Raw genomic sequence first — 17,149 nt, 5'->3', positions numbered from 1 at the left:
GTGAACGAAAAAACCGCCTTAGCCGCTTCAGTCATCGACCAGAATACCCAGCCCAAAGTTGGCATTATTATGGGCAGTCAGTCAGACTGGGAAACCATGCGTCATGCTGACCTCCTTCTTACAGAGTTTGAAATTCCGCATGAAACACTGATCGTTTCTGCGCACCGCACACCTGACCGACTCGCAGAATATGCCAAAAGCGCCGCAGACCGCGGCCTGAGTGTCATTATTGCCGGTGCAGGCGGTGCAGCGCATCTGCCCGGCATGTGTGCCGCCTGGACACGCCTGCCGGTGCTGGGGGTTCCGGTTGAGTCGCGCGCACTCAAAGGTATGGACAGCCTTCTTTCCATTGTGCAGATGCCAGGTGGTGTACCTGTCGGCACCCTGGCTATCGGTGCATCAGGCGCAAAAAATGCCGCCCTGCTTGCAACTTCTGTTCTTGCTTTACATGACCCGGCTCTTGCCGCACGCCTTGACGCCTGGCGTGCTCTGCAAACTGCCTCTGTTGCCAATGCTCCAGTGACCGAAAACGAATGACCTCTCACATCACAAACGCCCCTCTTGCGCCTAATTCCATCATCGGCATTATCGGCGGAGGGCAGCTTGGGCGTATGTCAGCCATGGCTGCCGCAAAACTGGGTTTCAGAACACATATTCTGACACAGGAGGCAGACGGCCCTGCAGCTCAGGTTTCTCACGGTATTACAATCGGTGCTTATGACGATTTTGACGCCCTGAACAATTTTGTTCAGTCAGTCGATGTTGTCACATTTGAATTTGAAAATATCAGCGCAGATGCGCTTGATTTTCTCTCAAAACATCGCCCTGTCAGGCCATCAGGACAGATTTTACGTATCAGCCAGGATCGTATTGCTGAAAAAACATTCCTGACTAACGCTGGTATTCCGGTCGCCCCGTGGTGCTCTGTTACTGATCTGCCCTCATTGCAGAATGCTGCTGAGACCCTTGGCTTTCCATTTATCCTGAAAACCACACGTGAGGGATATGACGGCAAAGGTCAGTGCCGCATTTACAGTGCTGATGACTTTGATAACGCTCTCAGCACATTATCGCCGCACCCTCTGGTGGCAGAGGGCATGGTTAATTTTACCTGCGAACTCAGCGTGATGGTTGTACGTGGCACAGACGGCACCATTCGCTGTTTTGACCCGGCTCAGAACCACCACGTCAATGGTATCCTTGACCTGACCCTGGCTCCGGCTCCTGTCACGGCAGAAGTCGCACATAAGGCACAGGCACTCGCTGCACAGATAGCTGAACAGCTTGATCTTACAGGCATTACCGGCGTTGAAATGTTTCTCGACCATAAAGCAAATCTGCTGGTTAATGAAATTGCACCACGCCCTCACAATTCAGGGCACTGGACTATGGATGCCTGCCCGGCCGATCAGTTTGATATGCATATTCGGGCTGTTACGGGCATGCCTCTTCCCCCCGCGCGCAGACATTCTGATGCAGTTATGAAAAATCTGGTTGGCCCTGATGATATGGCCCTGTGGCCTCAGATTATCGCAGCGCCTGCTTTACTTCCTCATCTTTATGGTAAGGCCGAGGCACGCCCGGGGCGTAAAATGGGGCATGTCAACATTCTGTTCCCTTATGGCAGCCTGCCAGGTGAATTTGGTGTGCAGGATGCACTTGGCCCACTTGCCGACATAACGGCTACCAGACACTCAGCCTGAATATATGGTCAGAGCAGCCCTTCATCACAAAAACTGAAGAAGCTGTTCTGACCGACAATAATGTGGTCAAGCACAGTAATATTCATCAGACGCGCGGCGTCCTGAATATGGCGCGTTAACGCAAGGTCATCTGAAGAAGGAGAAGGATCTCCACTCGGGTGATTATGCGACAGCACCAGAAACTGTGCTTTGCAGTTTACCGCTGCATGCACGACCTCTCTGGGATAAATAGGGGCCGTATCTACCGTACCCTGTCCCATAAGTTTTTCGGCAAGCAAACATTTCGCCGAATCAAAGAATAAAACACGGGCCTGCTCTCTCCCTTCCTGTGATAACATCACACGGAGGTAAGCATACAGCCATCTGGTATTGTGTCGTATTCCTTCTTTTTTCAGATGAAATAAATGAGATCGCAGTACAGCCTCTCTGATCAGCTGAAAATAAACGATCAGTGAAGTGTGCTTTTTCAGCTCTTCTGACAACTCTTCAGCTGATGCACTCAGTATTGCGACAAGAGAACCAAAACGAGCCATCAGGCTTACGACTATCTTTTCGCTATCATGTAAATCAGGAGCAATCGCTCTTAAAAAAGCTTGAAGTAACTGAGCATCATCAATCTTTCCACCAGCAGCTGCAAAACTCTGATAGTCAGCCTCTCTTTCAGCTGCCGGTCGTAATGGATAATGCCCTTCTCTGCTAAATTTGTCTTTTACCCTGTTTTTTATTTTTTTCTCCATCATCAGAGCCCCTGGCTCTCACAATCCAGACTCTCCCTCCACGACCGAAAACTCAGCCAGCCGTTTTTTTCCTGAACCAGATGATCATGGAAATCGACTGATAACAACGGAGCCGCCGCCATCAGCTCTTCTATCAGCGTCCTCTCCCTCTCCATCTGCACGCCTGAGGATATATCGTCACAAGCAAGTCGCACCGTAATCAATGCAGACGCATGATAAGCCAGAGCACGCCTCAGCAGCGCAACAGCGATACTGCACGCTGCATGGCTCCCGAGTGCAGCTCTCCGGTCAGAAGAAGTAAGGCCCGCAGCGCCTCCCTCTTCAATAATGTCATCCACCAGAATCTGATTTTTACTATCAAGAAAAAGCGCATGTAACTGCCCGCCAGGCAGACCCGCTAATGTAACATTACAATAGGTTATCAGTGCATCCCAGTTACTGATATCAAAGCGTTCTGCTCTCCCATCAGAAAAACTTAAACGCTCATTCAGGACTGGAATAAGAGCCAGAAGCCGCAAAGCCGCAGGGCCTGCGCCATGCCTGCGCAGCTCTTTTTCTGAGGCTGACAAAACACCCGACAAGGAACCAAAGGCATTGATAAGGGTCTTGGCCAGCGGCTTTGTATCGCGCCTCGGCACACCAGGAAAAAGCAGCATCTCCAGCACCTCATAATCCTGCAATGTGCCAGCACCCTGAGACATAACACGCTCACGCATGCGCTGACGATGACCAGCCCCCCCCGTACTGGCAAAAACCTGTCTCAAATCAGCTCCCTTTCTATATCTTTTTGATGTATGCCTTTGACCTTACAAGCAAACTCTTATACCTTATCCACCCACTACTCTTTAGAGTGATTATTAATATAGAACAGGAGAAATGACAATTTCAGAGTATTCTCCTCCCCCTTATTCTTCTGAAAATACAGAAGAAAATAAAGATTATTTATCACACCTCAATACAGAACAGCGCAATGCCATTGAAACAACTGATGGCCCGCTTCTTGTTCTTGCTGGTGCCGGGACCGGAAAAACACGTGTACTGACAACACGCTTCGCACATATTCTGCTGACCGGGCGAGCTAAGCCGTGGCAGATTCTGGCGGTCACCTTTACAAACAAAGCCTCCCGCGAAATGCGCGAGCGCGTTAATGCCATTTTAGGTACCGAAACAGAACGACTCTGGCTGGGCACATTCCATGCATTGTGCACCCGTATGCTACGCCAGCACCCCGAATGCGCTGGCCTGACACATAATTTTACCATTCTCGATACAGACGATCAGCTCCGCCTTCTCAGACAGGTGATGGAGCCATGGCACATTGACACCAAACGCTGGCCGGCCCCTGGTCTGATGGGAGTTATACAGCGCTGGAAAGATCGTGGCCTGACGCCCTCCGCTGTGACGGATGCAGAGGACTGCGATTTTGCAGCCGGACATGCCCGGGCCATTTATGCCGCTTATCAGACCCGCCTGCGCGAACTTGATGCCTGTGATTTTGGCGACCTGATGCTGCATGTCACAGAAATGCTGCGCACTCACCCTGAGATACTGGCACATTATCAGCGCCTGTTTCGCTATATACTCGTCGACGAGTATCAGGATACAAACACGGTTCAGTACCTCTGGCTGCGCCTGCTGGCACGCAGACAGGGTGAAGTCTCTAACATTTGCTGTGTAGGCGACGACGACCAGTCAATATATTCGTGGCGCGGTGCAGAAATAGCCAATATTCTCCGCTTTGAGCAGGACTTCCCCGGAGCTCAGGTTGTACGTCTTGAGCGCAACTACCGCTCCACCCGGCATATTCTCGGAGCAGCCGCAGGGCTTATTGCCCATAATACAGAGCGCCTGGGCAAAACACTGCGCACAGGTCGCGATGACAACCAGCCTGCGGCAAAGGTTGTTGTGACCGGAGTGGAAGACTCTGAGATCGAGGCTCTGGCTATCTGCACAGAGGCTAATTCCCTGCACAGACAAGGCCATTCGCTGGCCGAAATGGCCATTCTGGTACGGGCAGGCTTTCAGACACGCGCCTTTGAAGAACGACTGATGCAGACAGGGCTGCCCTATCGTATTATCGGCGGCACCCGTTTTTATGAACGGGCTGAAATTCGTGATGCTCTGGCTTACCTGCGCCTGTTACATAACCCGGCAGATAACCTGGCATTTGAACGTATTATCAACGTACCAAAACGTGGCATTGGCCCGGCAAGCCTGCAAAAACTTCATACAGCCTCACGCAGCGAACAGGTCCCTTTATTTGCCGGCACGGAGATGATGTTAAGCCGCGGAGAGCTGAAAGGAAAAATTGCAGAACACCTTAACAGCTTTGTCAGCGCACTACTCAGCACGCAAAGCCTCCTTCAGCGCGAAGGGCACGTACAAGCCGCCGAGTATCTGCTTGAGGCCAGTGGCTACCTCGATATGTGGCGTAATGACCGCTCACCCGAAGCACCAGGGAGGCTGGAGAATCTGAAGGAGCTGGTGCGTGCTCTGACAGATTTTGGCACGTTAGGGGAGTTTCTTGAGCATATTGCTCTGGTTATGGAGCACGATGACAAAACCGCCAGTGAAGCCAAACTCTCTCTTATGACACTGCACGGTGCTAAAGGCCTGGAATTTGATATTGTCTTCCTGCCAGGATGGGAGGAAGGGGTTTTCCCCTCGCAGCGCACTCTGGATGACGGTGGACAGAAAGGCCTGGAAGAAGAACGCCGCCTTGCCTATGTGGGCATTACCCGCGCACGCCTGCATGCCCTGATTTACCATGCCGGTCGGCGCCGCACCTATACAGGCTGGCAGCCATCCATGCCCAGCCGCTTTCTTGATGAACTGCCTGAAGAGCACGTTACCCGCAAAAATGACGGTATACCACGCCAGAAAAGCCTGCGTGATGAATCGCTTTTCAGTCAGGGTATTATGAATAATGGCCACAGACAGGGTTCCTTCTCCGCCCCCTCCGGAGGTCCTTCTTTCCAGCCTGGTGAACAGGTCACCCACCCCCGCTTTGGCAATGGCATCGTGCTGAATGTAGAGCACACCCATCTTGAAATTGTTTTTGAAAATGGCCAGACAAAGCGTCTCCTTTCCTCTTTTGTAAAGAAAATCTGATGACCGCTCCCTCCCGCAGACACGCTACGGCTCTTGAAACGGTCTCGGTCACCATTCCGGAGAGTGCTGTCGAGGCCTACGAAAACGCCATAGGCACCGTATGCACCACAGTTGGCCTGTTTGAAGCTAACCCTGAGGGCACTCTATGGCGTGTTGAGGGTGTTAAAGATGCAGGGCATCGCGATGATGAACTTGCTGCGGCTCTGGCCCTGGCCAGTCTGATAAGCTCTGTTGACGCCCCTCTGCACCGCGAAGCGACTGAGGCTGAAGGCTGGCTTGCCCGCACCTATGAATCTTTCCCCGAACAACAGGTCGGGCAACGTTTCGTTATTCGTGGCACACACCTGCCTGACACCCCTGATAAAACCCGTATCGTGCTGACACTTGATGCCGGTGTGGCCTTCGGCTCGGGCGAACATGGCTCAACCCGTGGCTGCCTGCGTGCCCTTGAATGGATGGCTTACCGCAAACCGCGCCGCATCCTCGATCTGGGGTGTGGTTCGGGCATTCTGGCCATGGCTGCAGCGGCCCTGCTGCACCGTAAAGTTCTCGCTGTAGATATCGAGCCCTGGTCTGTTCGGGTTTCAGCGTCCAACGCCGCACGCAACAGGCTGGCACATGCCCTGACATGCCGGCTGGGCAATGGCTGGCGCACCCCTGAAATTCGCCATCAGGCACCTTATGACCTTGTCTTTGCCAATATTCTGGCACGCCCTCTTTGCCTGATGGCCAAAGACATGGCGATCAACCTGGCACCTGGCGGCACTGCCATTCTTGCAGGCCTGCTACGCACCCAGATTCCTATGGTACTAAGCGCTCACCGCCGTCAGGGGCTGGTTTTAGAAAAAACCTTTGCAGAAGGTGACTGGGCCACTCTGGTACTGCGCAAGCCGTTCGCCCTGCCCGCACATAAATCATGATTATCTGATAACCTGCTCTCATACTCCCCTGAGTATGGGAGCTTGCCTGTTTTCTGATCTGTTGTTTTCACTATGAGGTCTCTTTTATGCCTTCCACGTCTGCCAGCCGTCTTGCCGCCCTCCGTACCCTTCTTAAACAGGAGCAGCTTGACGGACTTATCATTCCGCACAGTGATGAGTTTCTGGGAGAATACATTCCCGCCTGCGCAGAACGTCTGGCATGGGCAACAGGCTTTACCGGCAGTGCCGGCCTGGCGATTGCCCTGAACTCAGCAGCCTCTGTCTTTTCTGACGGACGTTATATTACGCAAATGGATCAGCAGGTTGATCAGGCCAGCTGGCAGTGTAACCATATTTACGAAACACCCCCCTCACTCTGGCTGGCACAGAATACCTCAGCCGGGCAGCGTATCGGCTATGATGCCCGCACTATCAGCCACTCTGAACTCAGCGCTATTAAAGCCGCCTGCTCACATCTCGAATTTATTGCCACCAGCGGCAACCTGATCGACCGTTTATGGACTGACCGGCCAGCTTTCCCCGCTGGTCCTGCTGCCGTTCATCCACTTGTTTATGCTGGCGAGGCCTCTCTCAGCAAACGCACGAGACTGGCTCAAAAACTTACCGCAACCGGAGCTGATGCAGTTGTGCTCAGCGATTCTGCCTCTGTCGCCTGGCTGCTGAATATTCGCGGGCGTGATATTCCGTGCACACCTGTGATCCTGGCCTTTGCCCTGCTGCATAAAGATGCAAGCGTTGACCTGTTTATTGAGCGCAGCAAACTGCCAGAAGATGTTAAGACCTGGCTGGGTGATGACGTTCGTATTCATGCTCCTGAGCAGATGGAGCAGGTGCTGGCTACCCTTAAAGGAAAAACAGTCAGTGTTGACCCGGCAACCAGCGCTGTATGGTTTGCAGAGACACTAACGCATTATCATACTGTTATTAAAGAAAATTCTGACCCATGCCTGCTTCCCAAAGCTCTGAAAAATGCCACCGAACAGGCAGGCGCGCGCGAAGCGCACCTTAAAGATGGTGCCGCTCTGTGCCGTTTCCTTCACTGGCTGGATGAACATGCACACACCACATCAGAACTTGAAGCCGCAATAAAGCTCGACTCTTTTCGTGCTGAGGAGGAAGGGTATTGTGAGGAATCCTTTAATGCGATTTCTGGTGCAGGGCCTAACGGGGCTGTCATTCATTACCGCGTCACCAAAGAAAGCAACCGCCCTCTGCACGCAAATGAGGTGTATCTGATTGATAGCGGCGGGCAATACCCCGAAGGTACAACCGACGTCACCCGCACGGTGTGGATCGGCCCTGACACCCCGCCACAGCAGCTTAAAGAAACATTTACCAGAGTACTTAAAGGGAACCTCCGCCTGGGGCGTGTGTGCTTTCCGGCCGGTACAGCCGGTCACGCGCTTGATACGCTGGCCCGTTTTGACCTGTGGCAGGCCGGACTTGATTACGACCATGGCACCGGCCATGGTGTTGGCAGCTTTCTTTCTGTGCATGAAGGGCCTGTACGCATCTCTAAAGTGCCCGGCTCGATTGCTGTTCAGGAAGGGATGATTCTCTCCAACGAGCCTGGTTATTATAAAACCGGTGCGTTTGGCATACGCCTTGAAACGCTGATTCTGGCTCAGCCCTTCATGGCTAACGACAACGTGAAACCCTTCCTGTCGTTTGAAACACTCACACTTGTACCATTTGACCGCACACTGACAGACCTGAAAACACTGGGAGCAGAGGACACTGAACGGCTCAATGCCTACCACGCCCGCGTGCTCAGGCTGATTGGCCCCCGCCTGCAGGGTGAAGCCCGTTTATGGCTTGAGAAGGCCTGCGCTCCCCTCGTCTGAGTATAGCTGCCTCGACAAAATGGTATAGTCACGCAAATGGGAATCGCATCGACCGGTAAACAGGCGCAAAAAGAGCGGGCAACGTAAGGAGCTTCGAGTATGACTAAAGACAGCAAGACTATTCCTGCAACCCTTATTCCAGGTGACGGTATTGGTCCGGAAATTATGGACTCAGTCGTCGAGATTCTGGATACTGTCGGTGCCCCGTTCGTATGGGACAAACAACTCGCCGGCATGGCAGGAGTAGATGCGGTCAACGACCCACTGCCCAAACAGACCATTGAAAGTATCCGCCGTACGTCTCTGGCTCTCAAAGGCCCGCTGACAACACCTGTTGGTGGTGGCTTCAAGTCAATTAACGTCACAATGCGCCAGGAGTTTGGTCTGTTCGCTAATATGCGCCCGACCAAAACCATCATTCCTGGTGGCCGTTACGAAGATATTGACTTCGTTATGTTCCGTGAAAACCTTGAGGGCTACTACGCTGCTATGGAACATTATGTTCCTGTCGGTGATGACCCAAAAGGAATCGCTCTGAGCACCGGCTACAACTCACGTGCTGAGTGTCGTCGTATTGTTAAATTTGCGTTCGACTATGCTGTTGCCAACAACCGTAAAACGGTAACGCTGGTTCATAAAGCTAACATTCTTAAACTGCTGACCGGTATCTTCCTTGAAGAAGGCCGCAAAGTTGCAGAAGAATATAAAGGCCGCGTTGAATTCAACGACCGTATTGTTGATGCCTGTGCAATGCAGCTTGTCACTAACCCATGGCAATTTGATGTTATCGTAACAACGAACCTGTTTGGTGACATCCTCTCCGACCTAGCATCGGGTCTTGTTGGCGGCCTGGGTATGGCACCCGGTGCAAATATTGGCGAAAAAGCTGCTGTGTTTGAAGCTGTTCATGGCTCAGCTCCTGACATCGCCGGTAAAGGCCTTGCCAACCCGCTGGCCCTGCTTATGGCAGCGGTTATGATGCTGCAGCACGTTGGCCGTCAGGACCTGGCTGACCGCATTAACCATGGCATCAAAAAAACCATCACAGAGGGCGGTATTCGCACCAAAGACCTGGGTGGCAACGCAACCACAAAAGATCTGACTGCAGCTCTGAAACAGCAGCTTTCCTGATCTGATATTACGAAGAGGAGGATTTTCCTCCTCTTCTTACAAACAGACACAGGCCGGAAGAGTGACAGAACAATGAGCACATTATTCCCCGGGCTGTGGCCTGTTCTGCCACTTTTCCCAGCCTGTGAAATCAAAGTAACGCAACCGCCTGGAACACTGTCGCCAGAAATCCAGACTGAAGCCAGCCATATATGGGCGAAAGCCTGTGAAGCACGGCCTGAGTTATTTAACGGCTGTGTTTTTTCTGCAGACCATGTCAGCCGCACCTGTATTACCGGACACTGGACAGAATATCGCCTGGTGCTGGCACAGATGAAAAATCCCTCTCTTTTCAGCAAGCTAAAGCTTAACCCTCTTGCCGTGACCGGCCTGCTGCGCACCCCGCAGGGGTACGTTTTAGGGCGCAGACACCCCTCCTCCGTTTACCAGGGGAATTTCTGGCAAAGCCCACCCGCTGGCAGTATCGAAAAACGTGAGGCATCTGACGCCGTTAATCTGAAAGAACAGCTTCTGGCTGAAGCAGAAGAAGAACTCGGACTTCCCCCGGACAGCATCGAAGTCAGTTCACCCCGACTGATCGTCAGGCACCCTGGCACCCGCATTCTCGATGTCTGCCTCTATATGACCACCCACCTGACTTTCGACGCGGTCGAAACATGCTGGAAGCAGAGTGGCAACACAGAATATGACCAGCTTATTTTGTTAACGGACCAGCACATTGCTCAATGGGCAAAACGGCCCGACCTTCTGCCAACCAGTAAAGCGCTCCTGAACTGCCGTCCTGTTTTATAATATTTCAAAGCTTTTCTGTAAAATACGCTGTTAATACCAGATAGTATAACAGCATGCATAGCGGCCTGACCTTGCCTCAACTGTAAACTATGCCGAGGCATGGGACATTTTATCTGCCCTCTTCAGAAAACAGCTGTGTTACTTTTCCTGTTTTTTATTGTCTGTCTGGCAGGAAGAAAAACAAGATCACCTCTGAAAGCAGAGGCAATCTTTAAAGAATTTCAGCTCACTTCGAGACCAATCTGCCTGATATCATGGAAGCTGATATCGGGATTTTGCTCCTGCGTACGACGCATCATGAAAGAGGATGATGCGAGAAAAACAGGATGATCATCAAGGTCATCCGCCATTGCGCTACGGTTCACCTGAGCAAAGGATTCAATTTTATCACGTGGCCCGGAAACCCAGCGCGCCAGCGAGAACGGCACTGCATCAAAGCCTATGGCCACACCATATTCAGCTTTAAGGCGAGCCTGCAAAACATCAAGCTGCAGGGTACCAACAACGCCAACAATCGGCTGCGCACCATCCTGGGGGCGGAATAACTGCACAACGCCTTCCTCGGCCAGCTGCATCAGCGCCTGTTTCAGCTTTTTAGCTTTCATAGCATCATCAAGCCTGACACGACGCAAAATCTCCGGAGCAAAATGCGGCACCCCGGTAAATTGCAGGTCTTCATTCTCAGTCAGTGTATCACCAATGCGCAGGGTACCATGATTGGGAATACCGACCACATCTCCTGCAAAAGCTTCTTCAGCCAGCTGACGATCACGTGCAAAAAAGAACTGTGGCGTATGTACCGCAAAGCTCTTACCCGTGCGGGCATGGCGCAGCCGCATACCGCGTACCAGCTTGCCCGAACAAATACGGGCAAAGGCAATACGGTCACGGTGATTAGGGTCCATATTCGCCTGGATTTTAAAAACCAGAGCCGTCATATCAGGTTCAGCAGCACTGACCGTGCGGTTTTCAGCCTTCTGATCGCGCGGAGACGGACCAAACGCCACCAGAGCATCCAGCAGGTCAAGAACACCGATTTCTTTCATCGCACTACCAAAGAAAACAGGTGTCAGATGACCCGCATCAAAAGCCTCACGGTCGAACTCAGGTAAAGCGGCTTCTGCCAGCTCAAGCTCTTCTGCCAGCTGCACACGCCTGGGATCAGTTTCAGGAATATCCCCCTGAGTATGAAGCTTTTTCGTTAAAAAATCATACGTACCGATAAAGCCCGCAGCACGTCCGACCGGCCAGGTTGCCGGGGCTGTGTCAAGCGCCAGCGAGGAACCGACCTCATCAAGCAAAGCAAATGGGTCCTGTGCTTCACGGTCCATTTTATTGATAAAGGTAACGATAGGAATATCACGCAGACGGCAGATTTCGAACAGTTTGCGTGTACGGTCCTCAATACCTTTGGCCGCATCAATAACCATAACAGCAGAATCAACAGCCGTCAGAGTACGATATGTATCTTCAGAGAAATCTTCATGGCCCGGGGTATCAAGCAGATTAAAAATACACCCGCCATATTCAAACGTCATAACCGAACTGACAACTGAAATACCACGGTCACGTTCGATATTCATCCAGTCAGAGCGAGTTCTGCGACGTTCGCCCTTGGCACGCACATTACCGGCAAGCTGAATAGCACCGCCGGCACGCAGAATACGTTCTGTCAGGGTTGTTTTACCAGCATCCGGATGGGAAATGATAGCAAACGTACGACGACGCGCGATTTCCGTGGTCAGTTCAGTTACGGGCATATCATCAGGCATGGCAGCTCATCCGGCTGGAAAAGAAAACAGGGTAAAACGGCAAACGCCGGGCAGAGGCAAAGCCCCACCCGGCGTTGTGCTGATCAAAAACGAAACTATTAACGTGAATAGAATTCGACGACCAGGTTTGGTTCCATCTGTACCGGATAAGGTACGTCAGAGAATTTAGGACCACGCAGGAAGGTGCCCTTCATCTGGCGGTGATCAGCTTCCATATATTCAGGAACGTCACGCTCATTGGTCTGCGTCGCGTCAAGAACGATAGCAAGCTGTTTTGATTTTTCACGCAGTTCGATAACGTCACCATCTTTAACAAGGTAAGACGGGATGTTCATTTTACGACCATTAACCGTGATGTGGCCATGGTTGATGAACTGACGTGCTGCGAACGGTGTGATCGCAAATTTCATACGGTAAATTACCGCATCCAGACGACGCTCGAGCAGGTTGATCAGGTTTTCTGATGTATCACCTTTACGACGAACAGCTTCCTGGTAGTAACGACGGAACTGTTTTTCGCTGATGTTACCGTAGTAACCTTTCAGCTTCTGCTTAGCCATCAGCTGTACTGAGAAGTCAGATGGTTTGCTTTTACGACGCTGCCCGTGCTGACCTGGGCCATACTCACGGCGGTTAACCGGAGATTTTGCACGGCCCCAGAGGTTTACACCCAGGCGGCGGTTAATTTTGTACTTGCTCTCAAGGCGCTTAGACATCTGGCGCTCTTCACTTCCATTTCTGCCAGAAAACAAAAACTGAACACAGTTTTCTTTCTCTGACGATTACACCGGTAGTCTCTGTCCCCCACGGATCAGAGCGGGCACAACTCGTATCACTGGCAAACGGGAGCATAAATCCGTTCGCGGCAGCCGACCTGTCCACATTCCCGACAATGAGAGTTGCCATTACGTAAAGGTGCCTCTTCTGTCAACTTATCTTTGCATACTTAACACAAATATTCGGTGATATATAAAGAGAAGTAAGTCAGGCTGCCCACGTGATATTTGCAACCAGCTTATAAACACAGGCTGTCGGCTATAATCAAAGGAGCTCTTTGTATGCCCGTTACCAAAAAATGGGGACTATTTGTCGGCTTAGGCATCTCCCTTATTTTACTTGGCTTTTCTGCCTGTATCGACACTGTATTTGTCACACTGGCCAGCACAATTTTCATTGGATTCGTACTGATCGTTGGTGGAGCAGCACAGCTTTTTCACGCATTTGCAGTTAAAGACTGGGGGGGATTCTTCTTCTCACTCATCGCAGGGCTTCTTTATATTCTCGCCGGAGTTTTTATCATCCAGGAGCCCGTTGCCGGCGCGACAATGATCACGCTTTTCGCCTCAGCCTGTTTTATCGTCGCAGGTATAACGCGCTGCATTATGGCGGTGAAGCACCGCGCACTACATGGCTGGGGCATTATTTTATTTAGTGGCCTCATCAGTCTGGTTGTCGGTTTTTGCCTGTATTTCACCCTGCCATGGTCAGGGTTGTGGCTGATCGGCACATTTGTTGCTGTTGAGCTGATAATTAGCGGCATGAGCTGGCTGCAGCTGGGCCTGGCACTGCGCAGAAGTCAAGCATCCTGATTTAAAAATAGTCAGAATAAAAAAAGACCTCTCATTAAATATGAGAGGTCTTTTTCCATAAAAACTACTTAAGACAATTGCAGAAGACTAATCAGGCAACCTGTACGGCCTTCCTTTTCTTATTTTCTGCCAGATACGGACCTGCCTGACAGATCTGCACACTCAGAGACGCAATGTCAGATGGTGCTCTGCGGCTAAGAGGCAGACTGGCAGCCCCATTTGTCCAGCGTGCCGGGCCACCCTCAAGCCCATGCCAGCCAGACATATCAAACTTCTCTGCATGCGTGGTAATATGGCGCAGGTCATTCCCTTCAGTCAGAACGATCTCACCCACCAGCACACCAAGCTGACGGCGATCATCGACAAACGGGCCAATAACATCACAGGGACGAGACGCCCGTGACATCAGCACCACACTCTCCACACCAGCCGGCAGCATAAACAGGGCTTTTCCATCTATATTACGGACCTGACGGATCACCCCTCCATTCTGAGTTAAGAGGTACAAACCATGATCCACAACATGCTCAGGTTCTTCCCTGTGCTTAACCAGACCAAGCTGAACAGCACGCTCTTCTATCGAGCGATACACAGGCTCCACCACATCACGCGAGACTGTTAAAGGCGCAACGGCATCAGTTTCCCAGTCATGCTTCACCGCTCCCAGACGAACCACCTGGCCAGTCTGCACAAAGCCTTTACGGTTACCTGTGTCGAGATAGCTTTCAGACAGGACATTACTGGCAATCAGCACAGAATGTTTTTCAGTTTCTACGTGATAATACTCATACTCAGAGATATTTTTATCGTAAAATACTGAATAACCATTCACCAGCATTCGCACTGGCACAAAGCCGCCATTGAAAAACAAAGAGTGCTCTGAGGTGATCAGCAAGTCGGCTGAAGGTACGCCGTCTGCCAGTGCATCGCGCAAAATGCGTACGGGATAACCTGATAAATCATCCTCCAGGTGGACGCTTGCATGACGCCTGCCTTTACCTACCCATGTAACTTTACTGTATTCAAACGCACCATTATCAGGGTTATAGGTTGCAACAACATCACCCTCCCGAAGGTTTTCTACAACAACGTCACCCTCCGGGGTCTGGAAGTTTGCACCTGCCAGGAAGCAGGGATTACCAGAGTCATTCGTGATAGTTCCATCCACGCTGCTGACTGACCCACCGTAAGAAACGATGTCCTGCACAACGGAACCGGATGATGCTAAAACATTGCCACCTGTAAGAACATAAGCATTAGACAAGGTGCCGCCGGAGCTCACATAAACAGGGTCAACACCATAGGCAGAATTATAATAAATATCATCAACAGAGGTCGCACCAGAACTCACATAAACAGGGTCCGAGTTAAACTGGTTCGCGCTGGTTACACCACCCGAGCTGATATAAACATAGCCATTCTGAATGTAAGAATCAGCAAGAGTGCCGCCGGAAGAAACATAAATATTATCAATGCCACCGGACTGAGTGTTTACCCCGGATACGACAGCGCCGCTTTCAATATGTAATGTAAGGCCATTTGTCAGATAAACGGGACCTGACACCACCGTTGTATTACTCTGGTAAACTGTTTGCTTATCGCTATTCAACACGGCACTCCAGATACCAGTAAGAGATGTCGCTGAATATGAAAATGTAAGAACTGGTGAAGCCCCTGAACCTATCGTATTACCCGACAGCATATTAGTGACATCTTCACCAACAACGGTCACATCAGATACTGTTGCCCCGGTATTAGAGGTAACTACGCCGCCCGGTATTGTTCTTTCGGGCGCAACGATCGTGCCGGTAACGACATACCCTCCGGCATAAGTGCCACCATTATAAACTATAATATTACCACCGGGCAAAACATCAGCGCCTGAAACATATCCTCCGCTGCTTACAATAGCTGTGTTCTGGCTATAAGCATCTTTTGCATAGTAGGTATCACCCAGAGATGATCCCCCGGCGGAAATATAAATAGCATCCGCATTATACTGGTTAGCGCTTGTAGTACCTCCTGAACTCACATAAATATTTGTGTAGCCTAAATATGAAGAAATAAGCTCACCGCCAGAGGCAATGTGAATAACGCCCGCCCCACCCGATGCGTAAAGACCCGAAACAACAGCCCCGCTCTGGATGTTCAGGGTCGCGCCACCGGCAAGACTTACAGCGCCTGACACGATGGTACTGCCACTCTGATACACTGTCTGATTATCGTTATTCAGCACAGCGCTCCAGGTGCCTGTAAGAGACGTTGATGAATATGAAAACTCAAGTGCAGATGTTGGAACAACTGAAGCCGCATTATAATTAGCGCTATTTGTAAAACCATCAGCCACATAATTCAGACCACTGACAGAAGCACCTGTAGCAGAGATCAACCCGCCACTAGCATAAATTTCACCGCCAGAAACAACACCACCAGCGAGCACTGAGGCCGTACCACCAGAAGACAGAACCGGATTAATTAAAAAAGCACCTGAACTGACATAGGTCATGTCAGCGCCATAATTCTTATCATAGTAAATGATATCTTCAACCGAAGAAGCGCCAGCAGAGAGAGTAAGAACCGTAGAGTCTATTTTATTACCGCTGGTCGTGCCGCCCGAGGCAACATTCACGTATCCATTCTGAATATAAGAATCCAGCAGGGTAGCACCACTGGCAACATTGACCGTTGCGATCCCGCCCGAAACAGTACCCAGTCCCGAAACAACAGTTCCGGCCTGGATATTCAGAGTTGCGCCGCCTGCAAGCGAAACAGCACCTGATACCGTCGTTGTCCCACTGGTGTAAGTCACTATACCTGCAGAACTCTCCGCTGCGGTCCAGCTGCCAGTCAGAATTTGACCGTATGTTACCGGCGCAGAAAGATTATTACCGTATGAGCCACTAAATGTTGCACTCCCTCCGGCAATTTCACCGAAATTAGTAACAACTGAGCCCGCAGAAGCACTTAAAACACCACTCGTCGATAATGAGCCTCCGGATATGAACCCACCAGAACTAAGGTAAACGAAACCACCAGAAGAAATAACTGGTGAATAAAGTGCTGCCCCCGAAGAAACGTAAACGTATTTTAAACTGTTTCCTGATGTTGTGTAAAAACTATCATTTTCAGACACAGAACCAGATAAAAAATAAGCTGCCACTGAATTCAGGCTATTCTCATCACTTATCGCCCCGGAACTAGCATAAAGCGTCCCGTTGACCAGACTGGTATCTTTCAGAGTTCCCCCGCTCTTGACAATGACAGTACTGGCTGAGGTACTCAAACCAGAAACAACTGCACCACTACCAACGGTTAAAGTGACACCGTTAGCAAGCGCAACGGCGCCACTAACAACTGTACTTCCGCTGACATATTCTGTCTGACCATCGGCAGTGACGGTCGCGCTCCATGTGCCACTTAGGCTCAGGACCTATTAATTTATTGAACTGAGCGAGAGATTGTGATTCACAGGCTTACCGATGGAGGATGAGCCTGTGAGTGACGTATTTTTACTATCTGAGAGTCAGAT

13 protein-coding genes are annotated in these 17,149 nt (G+C 50.9%); 8 read left to right on the top strand and 5 right to left on the bottom strand.

Annotated elements, in window-relative coordinates; translation table 11 throughout:
• Together purE and GOB58_RS11200 are read left to right on the top strand one after the other, a co-directional pair.
• On the top strand, positions 1 to 537 hold the full coding sequence (gene purE, locus GOB58_RS11205; protein ID WP_265793017.1) for a 5-(carboxyamino)imidazole ribonucleotide mutase: 537 nt from the start codon (positions 1 to 3) through the stop codon (positions 535 to 537).
• Positions 534 to 1,703 (top strand): 5-(carboxyamino)imidazole ribonucleotide synthase, encoded by a 1,170-nt coding sequence (locus GOB58_RS11200; RefSeq protein WP_173560241.1) that lies wholly within the window; start codon positions 534 to 536, stop codon positions 1,701 to 1,703. The genes purE and GOB58_RS11200 overlap by 4 nt, the downstream gene beginning before the upstream one ends.
• An 8-nt stretch (positions 1,704 to 1,711) precedes the next feature.
• Here the strand turns inward: GOB58_RS11200 and GOB58_RS11195 are convergent, their stop codons facing one another.
• Positions 1,712 to 2,443 (bottom strand): JAB domain-containing protein, encoded by a 732-nt coding sequence (locus tag GOB58_RS11195; protein ID WP_173560240.1) that lies wholly within the window; start codon positions 2,441 to 2,443, stop codon positions 1,712 to 1,714.
• A complete protein-coding gene (locus GOB58_RS11190) occupies positions 2,443 to 3,204 on the bottom strand; it encodes a JAB domain-containing protein (RefSeq protein ID WP_173560239.1) in 762 nt (253 codons plus the stop codon). Before GOB58_RS11190 ends, GOB58_RS11195 begins: the two co-directional genes overlap by 1 nt.
• A 112-nt stretch (positions 3,205 to 3,316) precedes the next feature.
• Between GOB58_RS11190 and GOB58_RS11185 the strand changes: the two genes are divergently transcribed.
• The 5 genes from GOB58_RS11185 to GOB58_RS11165 all read left to right on the top strand — a co-directional run bounded on the left by GOB58_RS11185 (position 3,317) and on the right by GOB58_RS11165 (position 10,259).
• Positions 3,317 to 5,551, top strand: a complete 2,235-nt coding sequence (locus tag GOB58_RS11185; protein ID WP_173560238.1) for an ATP-dependent helicase — start codon at positions 3,317 to 3,319, stop codon at positions 5,549 to 5,551.
• Positions 5,551 to 6,471 carry a 50S ribosomal protein L11 methyltransferase gene (locus GOB58_RS11180; RefSeq protein ID WP_173560237.1) on the top strand — a complete coding sequence of 307 codons (921 nt, stop codon included), beginning with the start codon at positions 5,551 to 5,553 and terminating at the stop codon, positions 6,469 to 6,471. Before GOB58_RS11185 ends, GOB58_RS11180 begins: the two co-directional genes overlap by 1 nt.
• Positions 6,472 to 6,557: 86 nt before the next feature.
• On the top strand, positions 6,558 to 8,336 hold the full coding sequence (locus GOB58_RS11175) for an aminopeptidase P family protein (RefSeq protein WP_173560236.1): 1,779 nt from the start codon (positions 6,558 to 6,560) through the stop codon (positions 8,334 to 8,336).
• A gap of 99 nt (positions 8,337 to 8,435) precedes the next feature.
• Entirely contained in the window at positions 8,436 to 9,467 is a 1,032-nt protein-coding gene (locus tag GOB58_RS11170) for an isocitrate/isopropylmalate dehydrogenase family protein (RefSeq protein WP_173560235.1), read from the top strand.
• Between the two features lie 72 nt (positions 9,468 to 9,539).
• Entirely contained in the window at positions 9,540 to 10,259 is a 720-nt protein-coding gene (locus GOB58_RS11165) for an NUDIX hydrolase (protein WP_173560234.1), read from the top strand.
• A 221-nt stretch (positions 10,260 to 10,480) separates the two neighbouring features.
• On the opposite strand, the gene GOB58_RS11160 is transcribed toward GOB58_RS11165, so the two are convergent.
• On the bottom strand, positions 10,481 to 12,031 hold the full coding sequence (locus tag GOB58_RS11160) for a peptide chain release factor 3 (protein ID WP_242005322.1): 1,551 nt from the start codon (positions 12,029 to 12,031) through the stop codon (positions 10,481 to 10,483).
• A gap of 98 nt (positions 12,032 to 12,129) precedes the next feature.
• Positions 12,130 to 12,747: a 30S ribosomal protein S4 gene (rpsD, locus tag GOB58_RS11155; protein WP_086554087.1), complete on the bottom strand. Its 618-nt coding sequence runs from the start codon at positions 12,745 to 12,747 to the stop codon at positions 12,130 to 12,132.
• A 342-nt stretch (positions 12,748 to 13,089) separates the two neighbouring features.
• Here rpsD and GOB58_RS11150 point away from each other — a divergent pair, with 342 nt between their 5' ends.
• Positions 13,090 to 13,620, top strand: coding sequence for an HdeD family acid-resistance protein (locus tag GOB58_RS11150; RefSeq protein WP_173560233.1), 531 nt, complete (start codon positions 13,090 to 13,092; stop codon positions 13,618 to 13,620).
• A gap of 91 nt (positions 13,621 to 13,711) precedes the next feature.
• On the opposite strand, the gene GOB58_RS11145 is transcribed toward GOB58_RS11150, so the two are convergent.
• Positions 13,712 to 16,903 (bottom strand): Hint domain-containing protein, encoded by a 3,192-nt coding sequence (locus tag GOB58_RS11145; protein WP_173560232.1) that lies wholly within the window; start codon positions 16,901 to 16,903, stop codon positions 13,712 to 13,714.
• Between the last annotated feature and the right edge of the window lie 246 nt (positions 16,904 to 17,149).

Origin of the sequence: Acetobacter thailandicus (genome assembly GCF_011516655.1) — a bacterium.
GTDB classification, from domain to species: Bacteria; Pseudomonadota; Alphaproteobacteria; order Acetobacterales; family Acetobacteraceae; genus Acetobacter; species Acetobacter thailandicus.
Note: the sequence above shows the minus strand (reverse complement) of the source record. Positions and strands in the feature narration are given on the sequence as shown.